Raw genomic sequence first — 18957 nt, 5'->3', positions numbered from 1 at the left:
GGCTACCCCTAAACATTTTTTCAAGTATTTTATGTTGTTTTTCACTTAGTTTTATCTCGACAGCTTGCTTAACCATTTCCATTCATCCCCTTGGTTATTTTTTACAAGTCAAGAATAACATGGAAGGAGGAGTGAATTCAGCCGTTCTGCACTAGTACGTCCTGGGACTGCGGTTACTCGCCCCATCAAAACCGTTGTACGTCGGAAAGCAAAACGTTCCGCCGCAACGGTGATTGACACCTTACCTTCTATTCTTTGTCAAGAGAGTTAACAAAGGAAAAATCAACTCTTGTTTCTCTGGAAATGAAGTTACTTTTGAAAGTGCGAAGTTGGGTTTTATGTAAAAGCCGCTCATTCCTTTTGAATAAGCGGCTTCTTTGGATACATTTATTCCTTATCTGCAACTTTGACCAGCTGCTTCCCAATATTCTCACCGGAAAACAGGCCTAAAAAGGCATCCGGAATCGCATGAAATCCTTCATGAATGGTCTCTTCAAACTTCAACTCATCATTTGCTACAGCTTCTTCCAATGCTTGATATGCTTCATCATAATGTTCTGCGAAGTCGCCAACCAGCAACCCTTGCATTTTTACACGAGATTTAATAAGAAATTGCTGTACACGCAGACCGATGTCTTGTTCTCCTTCTTCTAAGTTATAAGCAGAAATAGCACCGCATACAGGCACACGTGCAAACACATTTAATAATGGCCACACAGCATCTGAAATCTCCCCGCCGACGTTTTCATAATAAACATCGATGCCGTCCGGACATGCCTTTTGTAATTGCTCGCTGACATTTCCTTTTTTGTATTCTACCGCAGCATCCAGTCCAAGTGTTTCGGTGATATATGCGGCCTTTTTCTCGGACCCGACGATTCCAACAACACGTGCTCCTGCTTTTTTAGCCAGTTGTCCGGCAACTTGTCCGACAGCTCCTGCAGCTCCGGAGACAACAACTGTTTCTCCTTTTTTCGGTTCGCCAATATGCATCATTCCAAAATATGCAGTCAATGCTGGCATTCCCAATACACTCAAAGCATTGCTGGGACTTAAACCGTTTGTTCCAACTTTTCGAACCTGATCTCCTTTGACAACATTATACTCTTGAAAATCAAGGTTCCCTGTTACTAAATCACCTTCAGTAAATTGATCGCTGTTTGACTTCACTACTTGGCTGACATTCCCGCCTTGTAATGGAGAGCCGACTTCAAAAGGCGCTACATAAGAAGGCCCGTCAGACATTCTGCCTCGCATGTATGGATCGACGGAAACATAGAGTGTTTTTACTAACATTTCCTCTTCCGCCGGTTCATTTACTTCTACTTCTTTAAACTGGAATGTATTTTTATCTGGTAATCCATTTGGACGTTCTTTTAATAGTAATTGTTCTTGTTTCATTTCTATTTTCCTCCCAATGTTTGCTTAATCGATAAATTCCTTGTATATATATTTATCCTATTCCCCTTTTCCTTCTTAAATAAAAGTGTAAACATATGACATTCATTCTATTTATAATTTTTTCTGCATTATCCATGCATAAATACGTCTTATCAGGTAAAATAAGGGCTTCTTCTATTCAAATAGAAGTATTTACAGAAAGAAGGTTTTGATAGATTGAGAAAACAACAAATGTCTCCTATGCCTTTTTTAATCATAGGGGTATTATTTTTCATCTTATTTGGAACAGTTTCCTGGGGAGTATATTTTGATAATAATTGGGTTAACACATTGGATATTACGTGGATTGAGCGCATCCAAGGTACGATTTCGGAAGGACAAACAGCGTTTATCATGAAAATAACGGAACTTGGAAGTATGGAGCTGGTTATTGCTTTAACTATCCTCATTGCGATTATATTATTTTTTAAACGTATGTTTGCGGAAGGACTATGGTTCGGGGGTACCATCCTTTTTTGTGCGGCAATCGGAGGAAAAATACTGAAAAAAATATTTGACCGCGATCGGCCGGAGTTTCTGCAGTTAATTGAAAAAACGAACGAAAGCTTTCCAAGCGGTCATGCCACTGCAACAACAATTTTCTACGGATTAATCGGAACCGTGCTTGTTCTCGCCTCTGTACAACTGTGGAAAAAAGTAATTGTAAGTTTTATCACACTCATATGGATTGGTTTTATATTATTTACAAGAATTTACTTAGGTGCTCACTTTCCAACCGATGTACTTGCCGGCTTTTTATACGGAGCAGCAGCTGTATTGATTTCCATAGGTGTCTTTTTACTTGTTCAAGAGCCGCTTCGTCACCTGCTGCGAAAACTTCATTTAGTGGATCGAAGTAAGATTCTTAAAAGAGACAGGTAATCGAAAAAAGGCATCCGTACAAAATACGGGTGCCTTTTTTCACGAAATTTGCGGCGAAAGAACAGGCAGTTCACATCTGCCTATCATACGTTGTCTCTCGTCTTATGCAAATCAGCTCATCGCAACATAAAGTATAGCATTATTTTAGTTCAAACACCATACTTATCTTTCATTTCATACCTCATCATAAAACCTTACAACTTCAACAATCAACAGCTTAGCTATTGCTCTCATGCCATTTTTTCACGTACTCTAATCTTTCTTTAAATTTTTTCTCTTGCCCTTGCTCTGTCGGAAAATAATATTGCTGCCCTTCCAAAGAAGGCGGCATTGTTTTCATCGTTGTTAATTTATCTTTTTCATCATGGGAATATTGATAACCCTTTCCATAATCCAGTTCTTTCATTAATTGTGTCGGCGCATTTCTTATTTGCAGCGGAACAGGTTCATTAATCGATTCCTTGACGTCTTTTTTCGCTTTTTGTCGCGCTTTGTACACAGCATTTGATTTTGGCGCCAACGATAAATAAATGACAGCCTCTGTAAGATGGACATCACATTCCGGCATTCCGATATAATGGCAGGCTTGGAATACATCCGTGGTAATGGTTAAGGCTTTTGTATCAGCCAAACCGATATCTTCACTTGCAAAACGTATTAATCTTCTGGCTATATACGTCGGATCTTCCCCTGCTTCCATCATTCTGGACAGCCAATAAACCGCCGCATCCACATCACTGTTCCGCATAGATTTATGCAATGCAGAAATGATATTATAGTGTTCTTCACCGTTTTTATCATACAGAAAAGAAGTCCGGTTAATCAGCTGTTCCAGATTGTCTTCACTGATGTTTATGCCTCCGGAATGCGTATCGCTGTTTAAAACCGCCATTTCTAATGTATTTAAAGCTGTCCTGGCATCTCCGCCAGCAAATTGAGCAATCGCTTCTAGACTTTGATCTGTTATACGAATGTCCAGATCACCAAAACCGTCCGGGTGATGGATGGCATTTTTTAAGAGGCTTACAATATCAGACAGCTCCAGCTGATTTAAAACAAAAACCTTGCTTCGCGATAACAAAGCGGCATTCACTTCAAAAGAAGGATTCTCGGTGGTTGCTCCAATGAGTATAATACTCCCATTTTCTACATAAGGCAGAAAAGCATCCTGCTGCGCCTTATTAAACCGGTGTATCTCATCAATGAAAATAATTGTTTTTTCACCCAGGTCACGTCTTGTTTCCGCTTCTTTCATCAAATTTTTAATATCCTTAATACTGCTGTTTACAGCAGATAAATTAATAAATTTCGCTTCCGTCTTTTCAGCTATAATTTCAGCCAATGTTGTTTTACCAACTCCAGGCGGACCCCAAAAAATAATAGAACTCATCTGATCGTTCTCAATAATTTCACGCAAAACTTTTCCGCGAGCCAATAAGTGCTGCTGACCAACAAATTCATCCAGTGTTCTTGGACGGACACGGCTGGCCAGCGGCGCATTTCTCTTATTATCTTCTGAAAAGAGCGATTCCTGTTTCAATGGCCTCACCTCATGTTTATATAACTTGCCTTCAAAAGAACGCTTGTTCCTATTCTAACATATTCATGTTACCAAAAAAACGGTGCATGAAGAAAAAAGCTGTATAAAGGGTTAAACACAGCTCTTTTCTTCTATTCGCTTTTTTATTTACTCGACTTTCGAAACTAAGAATAAGCATATAACTCTTGCTGTATCAGGATGAACATGATTTCTATTAGCATGCTTGCTTTGATTTAAATCATCTTTTTATTTTTGAACAGGATATGGTGTATAGCGCCCGCTCCGGCCAACCACTACGCTTTCCGCCGTAGCGATCGCCTTACACTTTACCACTTTACCTTATTATTTTTGTCAATTCTTATTCTTTTGGAACGGAAGCTACTTTTTCAAGCGACAAAGTTGAGTTATTTAGTATTTCCTCATTCATTTTCCTGTTTTTTATTATAAAAAACTTCGAAATGCTTTACCCATCCCTTGGAACCTTTATTTTCCTACTACATGAGACGTCTGATAGGAATCTGGGGTAATTGTTAAACAATTCAACCTGCCTCCATACGCACACGCACCATCAATATCAATTTTCTTATTCCCGAAAAACACCCTGTTATCCTGTTCACCGCGAATGAACTGCGTTGGTGTATGTCCATGCACGATAGTGAAATTATAAGGATGATCAGATTCTAAAAATGGATAACGAATCCAAATTTTATCGTAGTCAGGCGTGTCCTTCCAATCATCTAACGTTGGATCAATTCCTGCATGGATAAAGAGATGATTTTCAGTTTCATAGTAATAAGGCAGATTGGACAGAAATTCCACATGATCTCTGTCATTTTCTTTAATCTGTTCTCTGACAGAAGGTAAATCCGCTCTGGTAACCCTTTCTGGAAAATGTTCTCTGCCAATATAAGATTTCAGCGTATCCATCCCGCCATTCATTAAATAAAGCTGCTCTTTATTTGCATCTTCGCTATTTATAAAATCCAAAAACATCTGATCATGATTTCCTCTTAAAGCAATAGCACCCTCTTCTACCAGTTCCATAATATAAGCAACGGTGCGTTTTGGCTCCGGTCCTCTGTCAATATAGTCTCCAAGTAAAATAAGCTGATCTTCTTCGGGATTATAATTATTTAATTGCAATAGCTCTACAAGCTCCTGATAGCAGCCATGAACATCACTGATGGCAAGGATTCTTTTATTGGACATGATAATCGCTCCTCCTCTCTTTGCGTATGTGTTTGACTAATTTTAATCACACGATGGCGCAATTTCCTGTATGAAAAATGATATTATTTTTAGAAATTAGCTTCCCTTTCTAGTTACATACTCCCTTCTTTACTATACCCTTATTCGCCCTCATATTAATCTTCAATCACTATTTCATTCCGTTTGCAGGTGTTTTCATTCAATCTGACTATTCGGCAACGACACAATAAAATGTACTCTGGTTATACTTCTCCTCCCTTTCCAGCCTATAAAGCTCCCTAAAATACAATCCTCCTACAATCACCAACTTGTCCTAAACGCTTACAAAGAAGGCATGCAAAAGCAAAGGAGAGCCGTGTATCGCAAGAACACAGCTCTCCTTCATTAATGACTATGTCCGTGATGATGTTCTGCACTTATTTCATAATCATTCTGACACATAATCGAATTTCCATGCGGATTATTTTCCGTTTCCACTTGAATCGTAATATGACCAATTCCTTGTTCGTTCAGAACATTCTCTACGTTACGAAGCAGTGCTTGACTTTCCTCCACTTTCATTTGACCATCTACAATAATATGACATGATAAAGCATTTAAACCACTGGTTATACTCCATACATGTAAGTCATGAATACCTTTAACTCCATCCACACGTTCAATAATTTTCACAATATCTTTTACATCTATATGAAGCGGTGTTCCCTCCATTAAAATATGGACGGAATCCTTTGTAACACGCCAGCCGCTGATTAAAATCAGCACCGCAACCAGTACACTGGCAACTGTATCTGCCCATGTCCATTGAAAAAACATAATAAGCAGTGCGGCCGCAATAGCACCGACGGAACCTAATAAGTCCCCCAAGACATGCAGAAATGCAGCACGCATATTTAAATTCCCCTTTGTGTCTCCACCACGCATCATTGTAAATGCCACAATGATGTTCACCAGTAAACCAATGACAGCAACTACAAGCATACCTGACGATGCCACTTCCGGCTGCTCAAACAGGCGATGGATTGCTTCATAAAAAATAAATATGGATACAGCCAGTAATGTTACCCCGTTAATAATGGCCGCTAAAATCTCAAAACGTTTATAGCCATATGTTTTTGCATAATTGGCAGCTCTTTCTCCCATTATAAAAGCAATCAGTGCAATAAATAGGGAAATCGAGTCACTTAACATATGTCCTGCGTCTGCTAAAAGCGCTAAGCTGTTGGTCAGGATTCCACCGATTACTTCCACAATCATAAACACAGTAATAATAATAAAACTGATCATCAACGTTTTTTTATTGGCACCATGCGTGTGATCATGATGATGTCCCGCTCCCATAGAAAAACCCCCTTCACAATTCGTTTAGAATAAAACAATAGATGAACTAACTATGACTCGCATGATCGATCATTTGTTTCAACAGCAGCATGACGTGTTCATCATCCGGAGAATAATAAATCGTCGTTCCTTCCCGCCGCTGTTTGACAAGTCTCAAATTCTTCAGAAATCGTAACTGATGGGAAACAGTAGATTGCCTAATATCCAACGTCTCTGCAATGGTATTAACAGAGCATTCTTTTTTATACAGCAAATGGAGAATACGGATTCGCGTCGGGTCACCTAATGCTTTAAATGTTTGAGAAACGATAAACAGCGTTTCACTGTCCAACACTTCAGAAGAATGATTTTCCATTGTATAATCCTTCAATATATACTGCCTCCTTGATTATAAGTTTGCGCATTTATGCGATGATGCAACCTGATTTTCTTTATATGAACATATTAACATATAAGCATATAACAACCAAGTATAAAAAAGTTTCCACCTTTGCTTTATTGATCACAATGCCTGCTTCTTAAAATGTTCTATCCAAATAATATTCCATTCTTCTGGACATCCTAACGTTATCCAGTTTTTTAAAAAAAGAGGGATAAACCATGAATAAAGTATTTACGATTTTCGTTTTCATCGGGCTGCCGCTTTCCATCATCGGTACGATCTTTCATTGGTCTGCCATCATGATGTTTCTCATCTATTGCTTAACAATTATTGCATTAGCAGGCTTTATCGGCAGAGCCACGGAAAGTCTAGCCATCGTCTTAGGACCACGAGCTGGCGGCCTGTTAAATGCCACTTTCGGAAATGCCGTGGAACTTATTATTTCTATTTTTGCATTAAAAGCCGGGCTTATCGGAATCGTACTAGCGTCACTAACAGGTTCGGTATTAGGTAACTTGCTGCTCGTCGGCGGCCTTTCCTTTTTTGTGGGCGGCTTGAAATATAAAAGACAGTCTTTCAGTGTTTACGACGCACGGCATAATGCAGGTATGTTAATTTTCGCTGTTATTGTTGCATTTGTTATTCCAGAAGTATTTACGAGTAGCATGAATACTCGTAATACAATGATTTTAAGTGTCGGTGTATCCATTATTCTAATTGTATTATATCTGGCAGCCTTATTATTTAAATTCGTTACCCATCGCGGCGTGTATCAAACAGAACATGCACCAAAAGAGTCTGAAGAGAAGGAAAAACCAGAATGGGGAAAAGGAAAAGCCATTGTCATCCTGGCACTTGCAACTGCGGCTGTTGCATACGTTTCCGAACATTTGGTATCAACATTTGATATTGTTGGCGCTACATTGGGATGGTCCGAATTATTTATCGGGGTCATTATTGTTGCTATTGTGGGAAATGCGGCAGAGCATGCTTCTGCAATCATCATGGCTTACAAAAATAAGATGGACGTGGCTGTTGAAATTGCCGTCGGTTCCACCTTGCAAGTAACCATGTTTGTTTTGCCAACTCTTGTCTTGTTATCTCTTTTCTTTCCAACATCCATGCCGCTTGTCTTTACCTGGCCGGAACTTATCAGCATGGTGACAGCCGTATTTTTAATGATTACCATTTCCAATGACGGGGATTCCAATTGGTTTGAAGGACTTGCACTGTTAGCTGCATATGTCATTATGGGAATCGGCTTTTACTTTATTTAAGGTATTAAAACGAACCAGAAAAGCCTGTACTGTACATAGACCACAGGCTTTTCTTTGTTTCGGCAGCGACTCTCTGCATACAGCACTTTTCAACTATATTTCCAGACCATTATGAAAGCTCTGTCCGTAATTCCCAAAGTTCCGGGAAAAAATATTGATCCAATACTTTTTTCAAATAACTCACACCGCCCGATCCGCCTGTTCCCTTCTTAAAACCGATAATCCGCTCGACTGTTTTCATATGACGGAAACGCCACTGTTGAAATAAATCTTCTATGTCCACCAATTTTTCAGCCAGCTCATATAACTCCCAGTATTGATTGACATTTTGATACACTATCATCCAGGCTTGTTTCACACTTTCATTGGATTGATGGGTTATGCGCATATCTCTGTTCAATACTTCTTTATCGACAGGTATCCCCGATCCAGCCAGTGCTTGAATAGAAACATCATAAAGGCTTGCTGCCTCGTACGCTTCTATTAAAGCTGAATGCCGTTCGGGATCATTTTCATATATTTTCAGCACATATTCCGTTTTATATCCGAAAGCAAATTCGATTAATCGATTCTGATAAGATTGAAATCCCGATGCATTCCCTAACTTATCGCGAAACTCCATATACTCACTTGGAGTCAGCGTGGAAAGCACATCCCATACACTTTTCAGCTGTTCCTGAATTTGCGCAACTCGTGCAAGTTTTTTAAAGGATGCCCCCAGCTGATTTGTCCGGATATTTTCCCTGGCAGCATGGACTTCATGCAGAATTAACTTCATCCACAGCTCACTGACATGGTGGACGATAATAAATAACATTTCATCATGATGGTTGCTTAAACGGTGTTGGCTCGACAATAACGTATCCAGACTCAAATAGTCTGTGTATGTCATTTTCTCTTTAAAATCTGTTTCAATCTCCGTTTCGTTTTCAAAAGCTTGGTGCCGATTAACTGATTTCATTTTACCACTCCCCTATTGGTTTGATAACAGCACGAACCGGACTTCCATCCCCTTCTTCCAGCGCCAGCGGCAATGCAATCAGTTCATAATCACCCTCTTCCACTTGATCCAGCATCACATTTTCTAAAATATAAATATCATGACGATATAATGCATGATGTGCTGTTAAGTCTTTACTTGAAATGGAATCGACAGAAGGGGTATCCACGCCTGCCAGTTTGACACCCAGCGACTTCATATAAGCAGCTCCATCCGCTGTAATCGCTGTTACTTCTTCCGGAAAACGCTCCGGCTTATTCGGAAGTACCGTTTTGATTAACAAGCGTTCGGCATATTCGATTTTTTTTGTTTTCAAAGCTTCTTCACTAATTTCATCAAAATCACTTAAATCAATAACCTTACAAGGGCCAATATAGCGCTCGATATCCAAGTCAAATATCCGCTTGCCATCATTTAAAAAATGAAACGGCGCATCCACATGTGTGCCAATATGGGCACTTGTTGTAATCCTGCCAATATTCACAGAGCCCGACATTTCTTTGGTTACAGGGGTATCATAGTGAAATGGCTCATCTTCCGGCCAATGTGCCAGCTTATTATTCAGAACTTGAGAAATATCTATCCATTTAGACATCAAGAAACAACCTCTCTTTCATTGGAAAATTGCTCATATGCTTTTTCTTCCATTATATTTTTCAGAGTTTGTACGCAGTGATAAACATCTTCAAAAGAATTATATAAAGCTACAGGGGCAAGACGGATACCGGACGGTTTTCTGAAATCAGGAATAACATTCTTCCATTTTAATGCTTTACAAATACGCGCCGCTTCCGGATGCTCCAGATAAATGTGCCCGCCACGTTGCTTTTCATTGATGGGATTACAAATAATAAAGTCAAATTCCCCCAGTTCATATTCGATTACATCCATCATATATGCTGTCAACTGCAGCGATTTTCTGCGTATTTTACCTATCCCTGCTTCCTGAAAGAGCTCCAGCGCACCAATCAGCGGAGCGGCACTTAACACATGCGGTGTGCCAATTTGGAATGCTCCAGCATCCGCTGCAGGTGTCAGTGTATGTTCCATATCAAACTGTTTTTCTTTATCGGAACTGAACCAGCCTGCAAGCCCCGGCGAAATACCGAAATGATTCTCATTCACAAAGAGCGCAGCTACACTGCCGGGTCCGGCATTTAAATGCTTATACGTACACCAAAACGCAAAATCAACATTCCAATCATGTAACTCATGCGGAATAGCTCCAATCGAATGGCATAAATCAAAACCTATTTTTATACCGCGTTCATGCGCAGCCTTTGTCAGCATTTCCATATCTAAGACTTGGCCGCTCCGATATAGCACACTCGGCAATACAATTAACGCGACCTCCTCTGTCATGGCGTTGATAATCGCTTCTTCATCCAGTGTATGGCCATCCTCGCTTGGAACTTGAATAAGGTGCGCGTCATCATATCCTTGCAATGCTAACTGCGCCTTTAAAGCATAAATATCACTGGGAAAATTAAGCGCATCTGCCAATATTTTGGTCCGTTTTCCTTCGGGTTGATAAAATGTAGACACAAGCTGATGCATATTGACTGTTGTCGATCCGGTTACGATAACTTCTTCTTTTTTCGCCCCAACCAGCCCAGCCATATTATCACCAAGTAATTCCGATAAATAGTACCAGGGAATCTCTCCTCCCGTCCATCCGTCAATGGCATGTTCCTTCCATGAGGCCATTACATCATAGACAGACTGCTCTGCTCTTTTACTCATCAACCCTAACGAATTTCCATCCATGTAAACGCATTCATTTTTGAGGTAAAATTCATTGCGAAAAGTCCGCAATGCATCCGCTGCATCCAATTTTTCAGCATAAGCTTTGGTATATTTTTCTTGCATTTTCTCCACTTCCCTTAGCGATTATTTGGAAAGGTTCATGATTCATCCTATTGTAGGATACCTCTTCATTTTACAACAGCCATGGGAGGAGATACAACTTCTGAGCAGCATCTCCTCTGCTTGGATAACTATTTCCTGTAAAACGGATCCTTTTCTACCTTTTTAGTCCTTACGTGCCACAAAACGTTTGATAATCCTGTTCTGGCGGGTCGGCAGCATATTTTTCTTGTTCTTCCGTATACGCATAAGGGTTTTCCAGTGCTGCTAACAAAGCTTGGAAAGGTTCATAATCTCCTTTTTCCACCGCTGCGGTCAATACCTCTTCCACCAGATAATTCCTCGGAATAATCGATGGATTATGCCGTTTCATTACTTGATAAGCTATTTCTAAAGATGCCGATTGCCTTTCAAGCTTATCCTGCCATGCTTGGTACCACTCTTTAAAAGCTGTTGATTGAAAAAGCGCAGAATCCACATCAAACTGCTCCAGGGTTAAGGAACGAAAAGTGTTCGTAAAATCGGCATGATATTCCTCCATTAAATCCAATAAATTTTGAATCAATGTTTTATCATTATCCTTTTTATCCACAATACCAAGCTTTTGTCTCATCCCGTCTAACCAATATGCTTCTACAGACTGAACGTATGTTTCTACAGCCTTTTTCGCCTCAGGAATCGCCTGTTCTTCATCCTCATCCATCAGAACTAACAAGGATTCTGCAAAGCGTGCCATATTCCAAGCGCCAATGCCCGGTTGATTGCCGTAAGAATAGCGCCCTTGATCGTCAATGGAACTAAACACCGTTTTCCGGTCATATTGATCCATAAAAGCGCACGGACCATAATCAATGGTCTCTCCGCTGATGGAGACATTATCTGTATTCATTACCCCGTGGATAAACCCTTTTAACTGCCAGTCTGCAATCAATGCAGCCTGCTTATCTGCTACCTTATATAAGAATGTCAAATAACGATTCTCATCCGCTGCAATCTCTGGATAATGCCGCTTGATACTATAGTCTGCCAATGCTTGTAAATCTTCTTTACTTCCCCATTGCCTTGCATATTGAAACGTTCCCACCCGAAGATGACTTTTAGCTACTCTTGTTAATATAGCGCCCGGCAGCGGAGCCTCACGCAATACTGTTTCACCTGTTGTGGCTACCGCTAAACTGCGGCTTGTCGGAATGCCCAGTCCATGCATTGCCTCACTGATTAAATATTCCCTGAGCATCGGACCAAGCACAGCCCTTCCATCTCCGCCGCGGGAATAAGGCGTTCTGCCAGAACCTTTCAATTGAATATCATAACGCTCTTCCTTTGGAGTCACTTGTTCACCAAATAATACAGCCCGGCCGTCACCAAGCATGGTAAAAGAGCCAAATTGATGTCCTGCATAGGCTTGGGCGATTGGTTCACTTCCATCGGGAAGCTGATTGCCTGCAAAGATTTCCGCTTCGTCTTTCAAAGCGGAACTGTCCAACCCTAATTCTGCTGCGAGCTTTTCATTATATACGACTAAAACTGGAGCGTCTGCTTTCGCTGGTTTTACATTTTTGTAGAAAAGATCAGGCAATTGCTGATAGGTATTTTCTAAATTCCAGCCTTGATTCTGTTTATCAGTCATCGTATCGCCTCATTTATTTAAAAATTTGTTTTCTTTAGGATAACATATGAATGGTTTAGGGAAAGAATCTGGTGTTTTGTGCTGTGTGATGAAACCTCTGAAGTCCCATACAAAGAAAGAAACAGAAAAAGCAACAAAATAAAAAAGCTATAACAAACCATCTAACAAACTTTATTAGTGTTATAGCGAAATTATTTTATGGAGTTGTTTTTTTGTCACTTTCTGACAGAGCAGTTTTTCTTGTAGAAAAGAACGAAAGAAGTTGAGAACCACTCCAACTTCTTTTATCATAATTTTTTTACCGCTCTTTTTCTTTTAAAAGAGCGGGTTTTTTTGCATAAAAAAAGTCGGGAGCCACCCAACTTTTTTCCGTCACCCTTGGGACGTAAAAACACCTAGTTCTAATAGACCCTTATTTTAATCCAAATATAAACTTGTGTCAATTCGATTTCAGCGGACAAAATGTCATGAAATACTTGATAAAATAAGGGTTCTATATATCTATTCCCTTTATCCTCTAAATTATTCTTAATCACAAAAGTTAGAAATACCTAAACCTTCTTTGTCGAACTACAATTTTTTAGCAGAAGTGATTAATCAAACTTTAAAGAGCAAATAAAGCGAGTAACAGCAATGACTTTCAACCTATAATAGTTATTAAGAATAGTACTGTCCTGCCTAACAGCACTACTCTTTTGTATTCTTATATCCAAAGAACTCATAGAGCAGAATGATGATGGCAGTTACAAATCCTATTACTATAAAAGTATTTACTTTAGGTATATCAAAAACAAACACTACAATAATAAATACAATTAAAACCATGAGTATCTGTCCATAATCTTTCTTTCTATTTTTCCTCTTATTACTCATAATGTATTTCAGAGCTCCTTTGGTTTTAATCTTTCCAGAAAAAATCAAATAATAAGTGTACATGTCAGTTATTTACCCGGTATATTATACTATAAACAAATGCATCATTTTTATTTTAAAGAAATACCTGCTCCACAAGATATCTGTATAATTAATCGAAGAAAGCGTGATAATATGGCAATCCTTCCTAACAAACTTGGAATTACCAGCCAAACTGAACTCAACCGTATAGAAGAGAAGGTTTCGAAGCAAAAAGCAAAACATCTCTTTGACTCTGGTGATATGAACTTTATAGAAATAGGAACTTTCAAAGGATTAAGCGAAGTTCATAGATATCTTTTTGAAGACATCTATGAACTTGCCGGTATGATGCGCGATGTAAATATAGCTAAGAAAGATTTCCTGTTTGCCCCCATCATGTATCTAAAGGATTCTTTGGATTATATAGACAAGATGCCTCAGCATTCCTTTGATGAGATTATTGAGAAATATGTTGAAATGAATGTTGCGCACCCCTTTCGAGACGGGAATGGCAGAAGCGCAAGAATCTGGCTTGATTTCATGTTAAAATCGGAAATTCGCAGCGTAATTGACTGGAATGTAGTAGATAAAAAAGATTACTTACCAGCTATGGAACGCAGTCCAGTACAAGATATTGAGATAAAACAAATCTTAAAAACCGCTTTGACGCCCAAAACAAATGATAGAGATCGGTTCATGAACGGAATCGATGCCAGTTTCTATTACGAGGGTTATTTTGCATACAAAATAAAAGAATTATAAGGAAACAGCGCTCATTTCAGAGTTGAAATAAGCGCTGCAAGAGAGTGCTCTTTAAACCACTGGAAAAGCAGGTAAATCATCCACAAAAGCAGAAATATCCTGCCTCGCTTCCTCCTCCGTCACTAAACAAGCATCCAACGACGCCGTAATTCCTTCCTTATCCATCTCACTGCCAATCAAAACAAGCTCTGTCATCCGATCCCCGGCCTGTTCATCCCAGTCCGCAAATAAAGAGGGGTCCTGTTCGTTTAATGCTTCCTGTTCTGCTTCTGAATAACTTGCCAGCCATCTGCCTGCTCCTTCCAGCGTCATCATCGAGCCAGCCTGTGATAAAAATCCTGCTACATCATTTCTGGTCACTAACCAGAAAAATCCTTTCGCCCGGAGAATTTGCTCCGGCCAATTTTCCAGCCATGCTTGAAAACGCTCGGGATGAAACGGTTTTCTGCTGCGATAGACAAAGGAACTGATTCCATACTCCTCTGTTTCCGGAATATGCTCTTCATTCAGTTCCTTGATCCAGCCAGCGCCATGCTTTGCTTCTTCAAAGTCAAATTGACCGGTTTGAAGCACCTGTAACGGGTCCACTTTTCCGAAGGCTGCTGTGATAAACTTCGCATCCGGGTTTAGCTTATAAAGTAAACTCTTTAATGAAGTAATCTCTTCCTCCGTCATCTGATCTGTTTTATTTAAAATAATCACATTGGCAAATTCAATCTGGTCTACCAGTAAATCGACAATCCCTCTTTCATCATCCTCAGCAACTTCCATCCCGCGGTCCATCAGCAGATCCTCTGATTGATAATCCTTCCAAAACTGATGACCATCGATGACCGTTACCATCGTATCAATCTGGAAAAAGGCATTTAAGTCGATTCCCAATTCATCATCCGCATAGACAAAGCTTTGCGCGACTGGAATTGGTTCCGACACACCGCTTGATTCAATCAATACGTAATCAATATCGAGTTCTGCTAATTTTTCCAGTTCTACAATCAGGTCTTCTCTTAATGTGCAGCAAATACAGCCATTAGTCATTTCCACCATATTTTCTTCCGTACGGATAAAACCGCCTTCTTTTACCAATTTGGCATCCACATTTATTTCACTCATATCATTCACGATAACGGCTATTTTCAATCCTTGCTGATTTTGAAGCAGATGATTCAGCAGGGTTGTTTTTCCCGCACCTAGAAATCCGCTTAAAACCGTTACTGGTATTTTCTTGCTCACTTTATTTCACGCCTTTCTTACAGATAGACTGCCTGCAATACCTCCCTTTCCAAACATGGAAAATGACAGTATTACAGTCACCTAAAAATCTTAATACCTATTTAGAAGATTTCTCTCCACGAAGGAAAGAATCAACCTCTTTCCTGATCTAAATAAACACGGCTCGGTGTCGTCCCTTGCTGATACAAATACTTTCCACTGTACCCTTTCGTTTTCTGATCCACCTTGGCAATCACCAGTTGGCAGATACGCATATCTGCTTGCAATTGAACAGGAACGCGGTTGGCATTAAACAGTTCCAAGGTAATTTGCCCGGAAAAACCCGGATCAATCCAGCCCGCATTTTGAATGAAAACACCAAGCCTTCCAATGGAGCTCCTTCCTTCCACAAAAGCTGTTAAATAATCAGGAAGTCCGATTTGTTCCAAGGTCGTACCTAATACAAAACTTTGTGGCGGAATAGTGATTGTTTCTTTATCTCCAATCTGTATTTCTTGGTAATCTGCTGGTTGATCAATCGATAAATAAGGTGTCGACATATCATCGACAACTAAAAATTCTTTCCCTAACCGTAAATCAATGGAAGCAGGCTGCACGCTTAATTCCTGAAAAGGGGTTACAGACAATTGCTTATCTTCCACATATTTTTTTATCGTTTGTCCAGATAAAATCATCTTACACGCTCGGATAACCGCCACGGGAATGGGTTTCTAAACGTGGACCAGTCCTCACCCATTTCTGATTCACTCAACAGGCAGCGTTCTAAATCCTCGGTTATCTGCTCCTTATCCAAGTCCATGCCGATGAATACTAGCTTCGTATGCCGGTCTCCAAATTGCGGATCCCACAGCTCTCTGACTTCTGGATTATTCTCTAATATTTCTCTCTGCTGGGCTTTTGGCAGCGAATCAACCCAATAAGCTAACGGCTCCACCTCGACAGAAGGACCTGCCTGTGATAATAATAAGGCCAGGTCATTATGTGTCGCACACCAGACGACGCCTTTCATGCGGACGATTTCTTTTGGTAAATCCTGATACCAGCTTACCAGCCGTTCCGTATGAAATGGCAATCTGGACCGGTACACAAAGGAACTGATTCCGTATTCTTCGGTTTCCGGCGTATGATTTTCCACGCCTGCATTTAACTCCTGTAACCAACCGGCTGACGCACTGGCCTTCTCAAAATCAAATAAATTCGTATGGACAATTTCCTGTAAATCAACCTGACAATGCTGCGTACGGATGATCTTTGCTTCCGGCTGTAGGGTACGAATCACTTTCTCCAGCTTTTCCAAATCCTCCGCTTTGACTAAATCGGTTTTATTCAAAATCAAGACATTACAGAATTCAATCTGATCGATTAATAAATCCGCAATATTTCGTACATCCACATCGCTCACTGCCTGTTTCCGGTCAAGCAGTGAATCGCCTGAACCGAAATCATGCCAGAAACGGTTCGCATCGACAACAGTAACCATCGTATCTAAATAGCAATATTGGGTTAAATCAATATCCAGGCTTTCATCAATATAAGAGAAAGTCTGGGCTACCGGAATCGGTTCACTGATACCAGAAGACTCAATCAATATATGGTCGAACTCTTCTTGTTTTACGAGTTTTTCCACTTCCACTAATAAATCCTCCCGCAGTGTGCAGCAGATGCAGCCGTTAGACATTTCAACCAGCTTTTCCTCTGTTCGTGAAAATCCGCCTTGCGATTGAACCAGCTCACTATCAATATTGACCTCACTCATGTCATTGACGATGACAGCCACCTTTAACCCTTCCCGGTTATGTAAGACATGATTTAATAACGTTGTTTTTCCAGAGCCTAAATACCCGCTTAATACAGTAACAGGAATCTTCTTCATATGTTCGCCCTCCTAATCGTAATCGTTACGGTTTGTTGACCAAAAAATTAAGCAAGGCAATATTGAAAGCCTTTTTCCAATTCTTGATGGTCCAAATGCTTCCCAATAATAACAACCTCGCTTTTCCGCTTTTCGTCCTTTGTCCATACATCGCCCTCTGTACCTGCAAACAACATATGCACTCCTTGAAATACCACTTTTTGATCCATTTGTTTAATGGAAAGAACACCCTTATAACGGTATAGACTCTCTCCTTTTATACGAACTAAGTACGCAAACCATTTATTCACTTTGTCCAAATCAAGCGGTCGTTCATCTTGAAATACAAAGGATGTCACGTGATGATTATGATGATGGTGATGCGCTTTTGTTAACAGGTCAGGGTCAATGTTTAACACATAATCTAAATCAAACGATTTTTTCCCGATTAAATCCTTGGTATCTACCTTTCCATAGGTTGTATAAAACTGCGCAGCATTTGGATTCATATGCGTCAATTGTGTTTCCAGCTGCTTTTTTTCATCTCCTGTAATCAAGTCTGTTTTGTTTACCAGCAGAATATCGGCAAATGCAATCTGCTGCTCCGGCTCTTCTTCCTGCAGGTGCTGCTCGATATGCTTGGCATCGACCATCGTAATCACACTGTCGATTTCAAAGGTATCAGCCATTTGCTCGTCCATCAAAAACGTTTGAATAACTGGAGCCGGATTTGCCATCCCTGTTGTTTCAATGACAACCCGATCCACCTTTTCTTCCTGTTCCATTAAATTAGTTAACAAGTTAATCAAATCACCGCGTACATTACAACAAATACAGCCGCTGTTGATTTCAACAATTTCTTCCTTTGTTCGTATCACCAGCTGACTATCAATCGATGTATCACCAAACTCATTAATGATCACAGCCACTTTCTCATCTGGCATATCGTGCAGCAGATTATTTAACAATGTCGTTTTGCCGGCACCTAAGAAACCCATTAAAATAGTTATCGGAATGGGCTTTCCTTCTTATCTAAGCTAAGCTTGTCCTATGTACATGAAAGAAAACAACTTTCCGCCAATCACTGACAAAAGCTTTTAATTCCCTTCATGTCTTGCTCATCAAAATAACGAAGGAGGCAAATAGGGTATTATTCTCCGACCCGATGTAATTACCAGCTTGCTTTTTTTACACCAGGCACTTGTCCTTTATGCGCATATTCTCTAAAAGCAATACGAGACATGTTGAATTTACGCAGATATCCACGTGGTCTTCCTGTAACCTCACAGCGGCTTTTTAAACGGGTCGGCGAAGAATCCCGAGGCAGTTTGCGAAGTGCTTCATAATCTCCTTTTGCTTTTAGCTCTCTTCTTAATTCTGCATATTGTGCAACCATCTGCTGGCGTTTTTTCTCTTTTACAACTTTCGACTTTTTAGCCATTTTGGATCTTGCTCCTTTCAACGTTATTATTTATTTTGTATTTCTTAACAATTTAAATCGTAATGACTACGAATAAAAATCATTATAAACTATTTTGTCAATCGTGTAAACAGTAATTATTACGTTTTATGTTTACCTGCTTTGATTTTCAAACTTCCCCTCCTAAAATGTTTAACCCCAAAGAAAGGTTGTTGAATTACCAACAGCC

The 18957-nt window shown here is 39.9% G+C and carries 17 protein-coding genes; 3 read left to right on the top strand and 14 right to left on the bottom strand.

The window, feature by feature from the left end; genetic code table 11:
- Positions 1-387: 387 nt before the first annotated feature.
- Positions 388-1401 carry an NADP-dependent oxidoreductase gene (locus ACFQ19_RS11265; protein WP_379592178.1) on the bottom strand — a complete coding sequence of 338 codons (1014 nt, stop codon included), beginning with the start codon at positions 1399-1401 and terminating at the stop codon, positions 388-390.
- 216 nt (positions 1402-1617) lie between these two features.
- Here ACFQ19_RS11265 and ACFQ19_RS11260 point away from each other — a divergent pair, with 216 nt between their 5' ends.
- Positions 1618-2322, top strand: a complete 705-nt coding sequence (locus tag ACFQ19_RS11260; protein WP_379592177.1) for a phosphatase PAP2 family protein — start codon at positions 1618-1620, stop codon at positions 2320-2322.
- A gap of 217 nt (positions 2323-2539) precedes the next feature.
- Here ACFQ19_RS11260 and ACFQ19_RS11255 read toward each other — a convergent pair whose 3' ends face one another.
- The 4 genes from ACFQ19_RS11255 to ACFQ19_RS11240 form a co-directional block, all read right to left on the bottom strand.
- Positions 2540-3862 (bottom strand): replication-associated recombination protein A, encoded by a 1323-nt coding sequence (locus ACFQ19_RS11255; protein WP_379592176.1) that lies wholly within the window; start codon positions 3860-3862, stop codon positions 2540-2542.
- 483 nt (positions 3863-4345) lie between these two features.
- Positions 4346-5071, bottom strand: a complete 726-nt coding sequence (locus tag ACFQ19_RS11250) for a metallophosphoesterase family protein (protein WP_379592175.1) — start codon at positions 5069-5071, stop codon at positions 4346-4348.
- Between the two features lie 384 nt (positions 5072-5455).
- On the bottom strand, positions 5456-6412 hold the full coding sequence (locus ACFQ19_RS11245) for a cation diffusion facilitator family transporter (protein WP_379592174.1): 957 nt from the start codon (positions 6410-6412) through the stop codon (positions 5456-5458).
- Positions 6413-6458: 46 nt separating this feature from the next.
- Positions 6459-6767 carry an ArsR/SmtB family transcription factor gene (locus ACFQ19_RS11240; protein WP_379592183.1) on the bottom strand — a complete coding sequence of 103 codons (309 nt, stop codon included), beginning with the start codon at positions 6765-6767 and terminating at the stop codon, positions 6459-6461.
- 245 nt (positions 6768-7012) lie between these two features.
- Here ACFQ19_RS11240 and cax point away from each other — a divergent pair, with 245 nt between their 5' ends.
- Positions 7013-8071, top strand: coding sequence for a calcium/proton exchanger (gene cax / locus ACFQ19_RS11235; protein ID WP_379592173.1), 1059 nt, complete (start codon positions 7013-7015; stop codon positions 8069-8071).
- A gap of 109 nt (positions 8072-8180) precedes the next feature.
- Here the strand turns inward: cax and kynA are convergent, their stop codons facing one another.
- From kynA to ACFQ19_RS11215, 4 genes are all read right to left on the bottom strand, one after another.
- Positions 8181-9032 carry a tryptophan 2,3-dioxygenase gene (gene kynA, locus ACFQ19_RS11230; protein WP_379592172.1) on the bottom strand — a complete coding sequence of 284 codons (852 nt, stop codon included), beginning with the start codon at positions 9030-9032 and terminating at the stop codon, positions 8181-8183.
- Between the two features lies 1 nt (position 9033).
- A complete protein-coding gene (gene kynB / locus ACFQ19_RS11225; RefSeq protein WP_379592171.1) occupies positions 9034-9666 on the bottom strand; it encodes an arylformamidase in 633 nt (210 codons plus the stop codon).
- Positions 9666-10940, bottom strand: a complete 1275-nt coding sequence (gene kynU / locus ACFQ19_RS11220) for a kynureninase (protein ID WP_379592170.1) — start codon at positions 10938-10940, stop codon at positions 9666-9668. Before kynU ends, kynB begins: the two co-directional genes overlap by 1 nt.
- 169 nt (positions 10941-11109) lie before the next feature.
- The gene (locus tag ACFQ19_RS11215; RefSeq protein ID WP_379592169.1) at positions 11110-12567 is read right to left on the bottom strand and encodes a protein adenylyltransferase SelO; all 1458 of its coding nucleotides are present in this window, start codon (positions 12565-12567) and stop codon (positions 11110-11112) included.
- A 1053-nt stretch (positions 12568-13620) separates the two neighbouring features.
- Between ACFQ19_RS11215 and fic the strand changes: the two genes are divergently transcribed.
- Positions 13621-14223 (top strand): protein adenylyltransferase Fic, encoded by a 603-nt coding sequence (gene fic, locus ACFQ19_RS11210; RefSeq protein ID WP_449290091.1) that lies wholly within the window; start codon positions 13621-13623, stop codon positions 14221-14223.
- Between the two features lie 51 nt (positions 14224-14274).
- Here fic and ACFQ19_RS11205 read toward each other — a convergent pair whose 3' ends face one another.
- The 5 genes from ACFQ19_RS11205 to rpsN form a co-directional block, all read right to left on the bottom strand.
- Positions 14275-15456, bottom strand: a complete 1182-nt coding sequence (locus ACFQ19_RS11205; RefSeq protein WP_379592167.1) for a GTP-binding protein — start codon at positions 15454-15456, stop codon at positions 14275-14277.
- A gap of 131 nt (positions 15457-15587) precedes the next feature.
- Complete coding sequence (gene dcd, locus ACFQ19_RS11200; RefSeq protein WP_379592166.1) at positions 15588-16130, bottom strand: dCTP deaminase; 543 nt, start codon at positions 16128-16130, stop codon at positions 15588-15590.
- Positions 16127-17329, bottom strand: a complete 1203-nt coding sequence (locus ACFQ19_RS11195) for a GTP-binding protein (protein WP_379592165.1) — start codon at positions 17327-17329, stop codon at positions 16127-16129. The genes dcd and ACFQ19_RS11195 overlap by 4 nt, the downstream gene beginning before the upstream one ends.
- A gap of 47 nt (positions 17330-17376) precedes the next feature.
- A complete protein-coding gene (locus tag ACFQ19_RS11190) occupies positions 17377-18324 on the bottom strand; it encodes a CobW family GTP-binding protein (protein ID WP_379592182.1) in 948 nt (315 codons plus the stop codon).
- A gap of 155 nt (positions 18325-18479) precedes the next feature.
- Entirely contained in the window at positions 18480-18749 is a 270-nt protein-coding gene (gene rpsN / locus ACFQ19_RS11185; RefSeq protein WP_379592164.1) for a 30S ribosomal protein S14, read from the bottom strand.
- Positions 18750-18957: the final 208 nt, after the last annotated feature.

Origin of the sequence: Oceanobacillus locisalsi (assembly GCF_042675985.1) — a bacterium.
GTDB classification, from domain to species: Bacteria; Bacillota; Bacilli; order Bacillales; family Amphibacillaceae; genus Oceanobacillus; species Oceanobacillus locisalsi.
The sequence above is the reverse complement of the archived record's forward strand: the minus strand, read 5'-3'. Positions and strand labels throughout refer to the sequence as shown.

Bases quoted from the DNA above. Each gene is read 5' to 3' on its own strand.
- ACFQ19_RS11265 (WP_379592178.1), bottom strand. From the start codon at position 1,401: ATGAAACAAGAACAATTACTATTAAAAGAACGTCCAAATGGATTACCA.
- kynB (WP_379592171.1), bottom strand. From the start codon at position 9,666: ATGTCTAAATGGATAGATATTTCTCAAGTTCTGAATAATAAGCTGGCA.
- dcd (WP_379592166.1), bottom strand. From the start codon at position 16,130: ATGATTTTATCTGGACAAACGATAAAAAAATATGTGGAAGATAAGCAA.
- ACFQ19_RS11250 (WP_379592175.1), bottom strand. From the start codon at position 5,071: ATGTCCAATAAAAGAATCCTTGCCATCAGTGATGTTCATGGCTGCTAT.
- rpsN (WP_379592164.1), bottom strand. From the start codon at position 18,749: ATGGCTAAAAAGTCGAAAGTTGTAAAAGAGAAAAAACGCCAGCAGATG.
- kynU (WP_379592170.1), bottom strand. From the start codon at position 10,940: ATGCAAGAAAAATATACCAAAGCTTATGCTGAAAAATTGGATGCAGCG.
- ACFQ19_RS11215 (WP_379592169.1), bottom strand. From the start codon at position 12,567: ATGACTGATAAACAGAATCAAGGCTGGAATTTAGAAAATACCTATCAG.
- kynA (WP_379592172.1), bottom strand. From the start codon at position 9,032: ATGAAATCAGTTAATCGGCACCAAGCTTTTGAAAACGAAACGGAGATT.
- ACFQ19_RS11195 (WP_379592165.1), bottom strand. From the start codon at position 17,329: ATGAAGAAGATTCCTGTTACTGTATTAAGCGGGTATTTAGGCTCTGGA.
- cax (WP_379592173.1), top strand. From the start codon at position 7,013: ATGAATAAAGTATTTACGATTTTCGTTTTCATCGGGCTGCCGCTTTCC.
- ACFQ19_RS11240 (WP_379592183.1), bottom strand. From the start codon at position 6,767: ATGGAAAATCATTCTTCTGAAGTGTTGGACAGTGAAACGCTGTTTATC.
- ACFQ19_RS11245 (WP_379592174.1), bottom strand. From the start codon at position 6,412: ATGGGAGCGGGACATCATCATGATCACACGCATGGTGCCAATAAAAAA.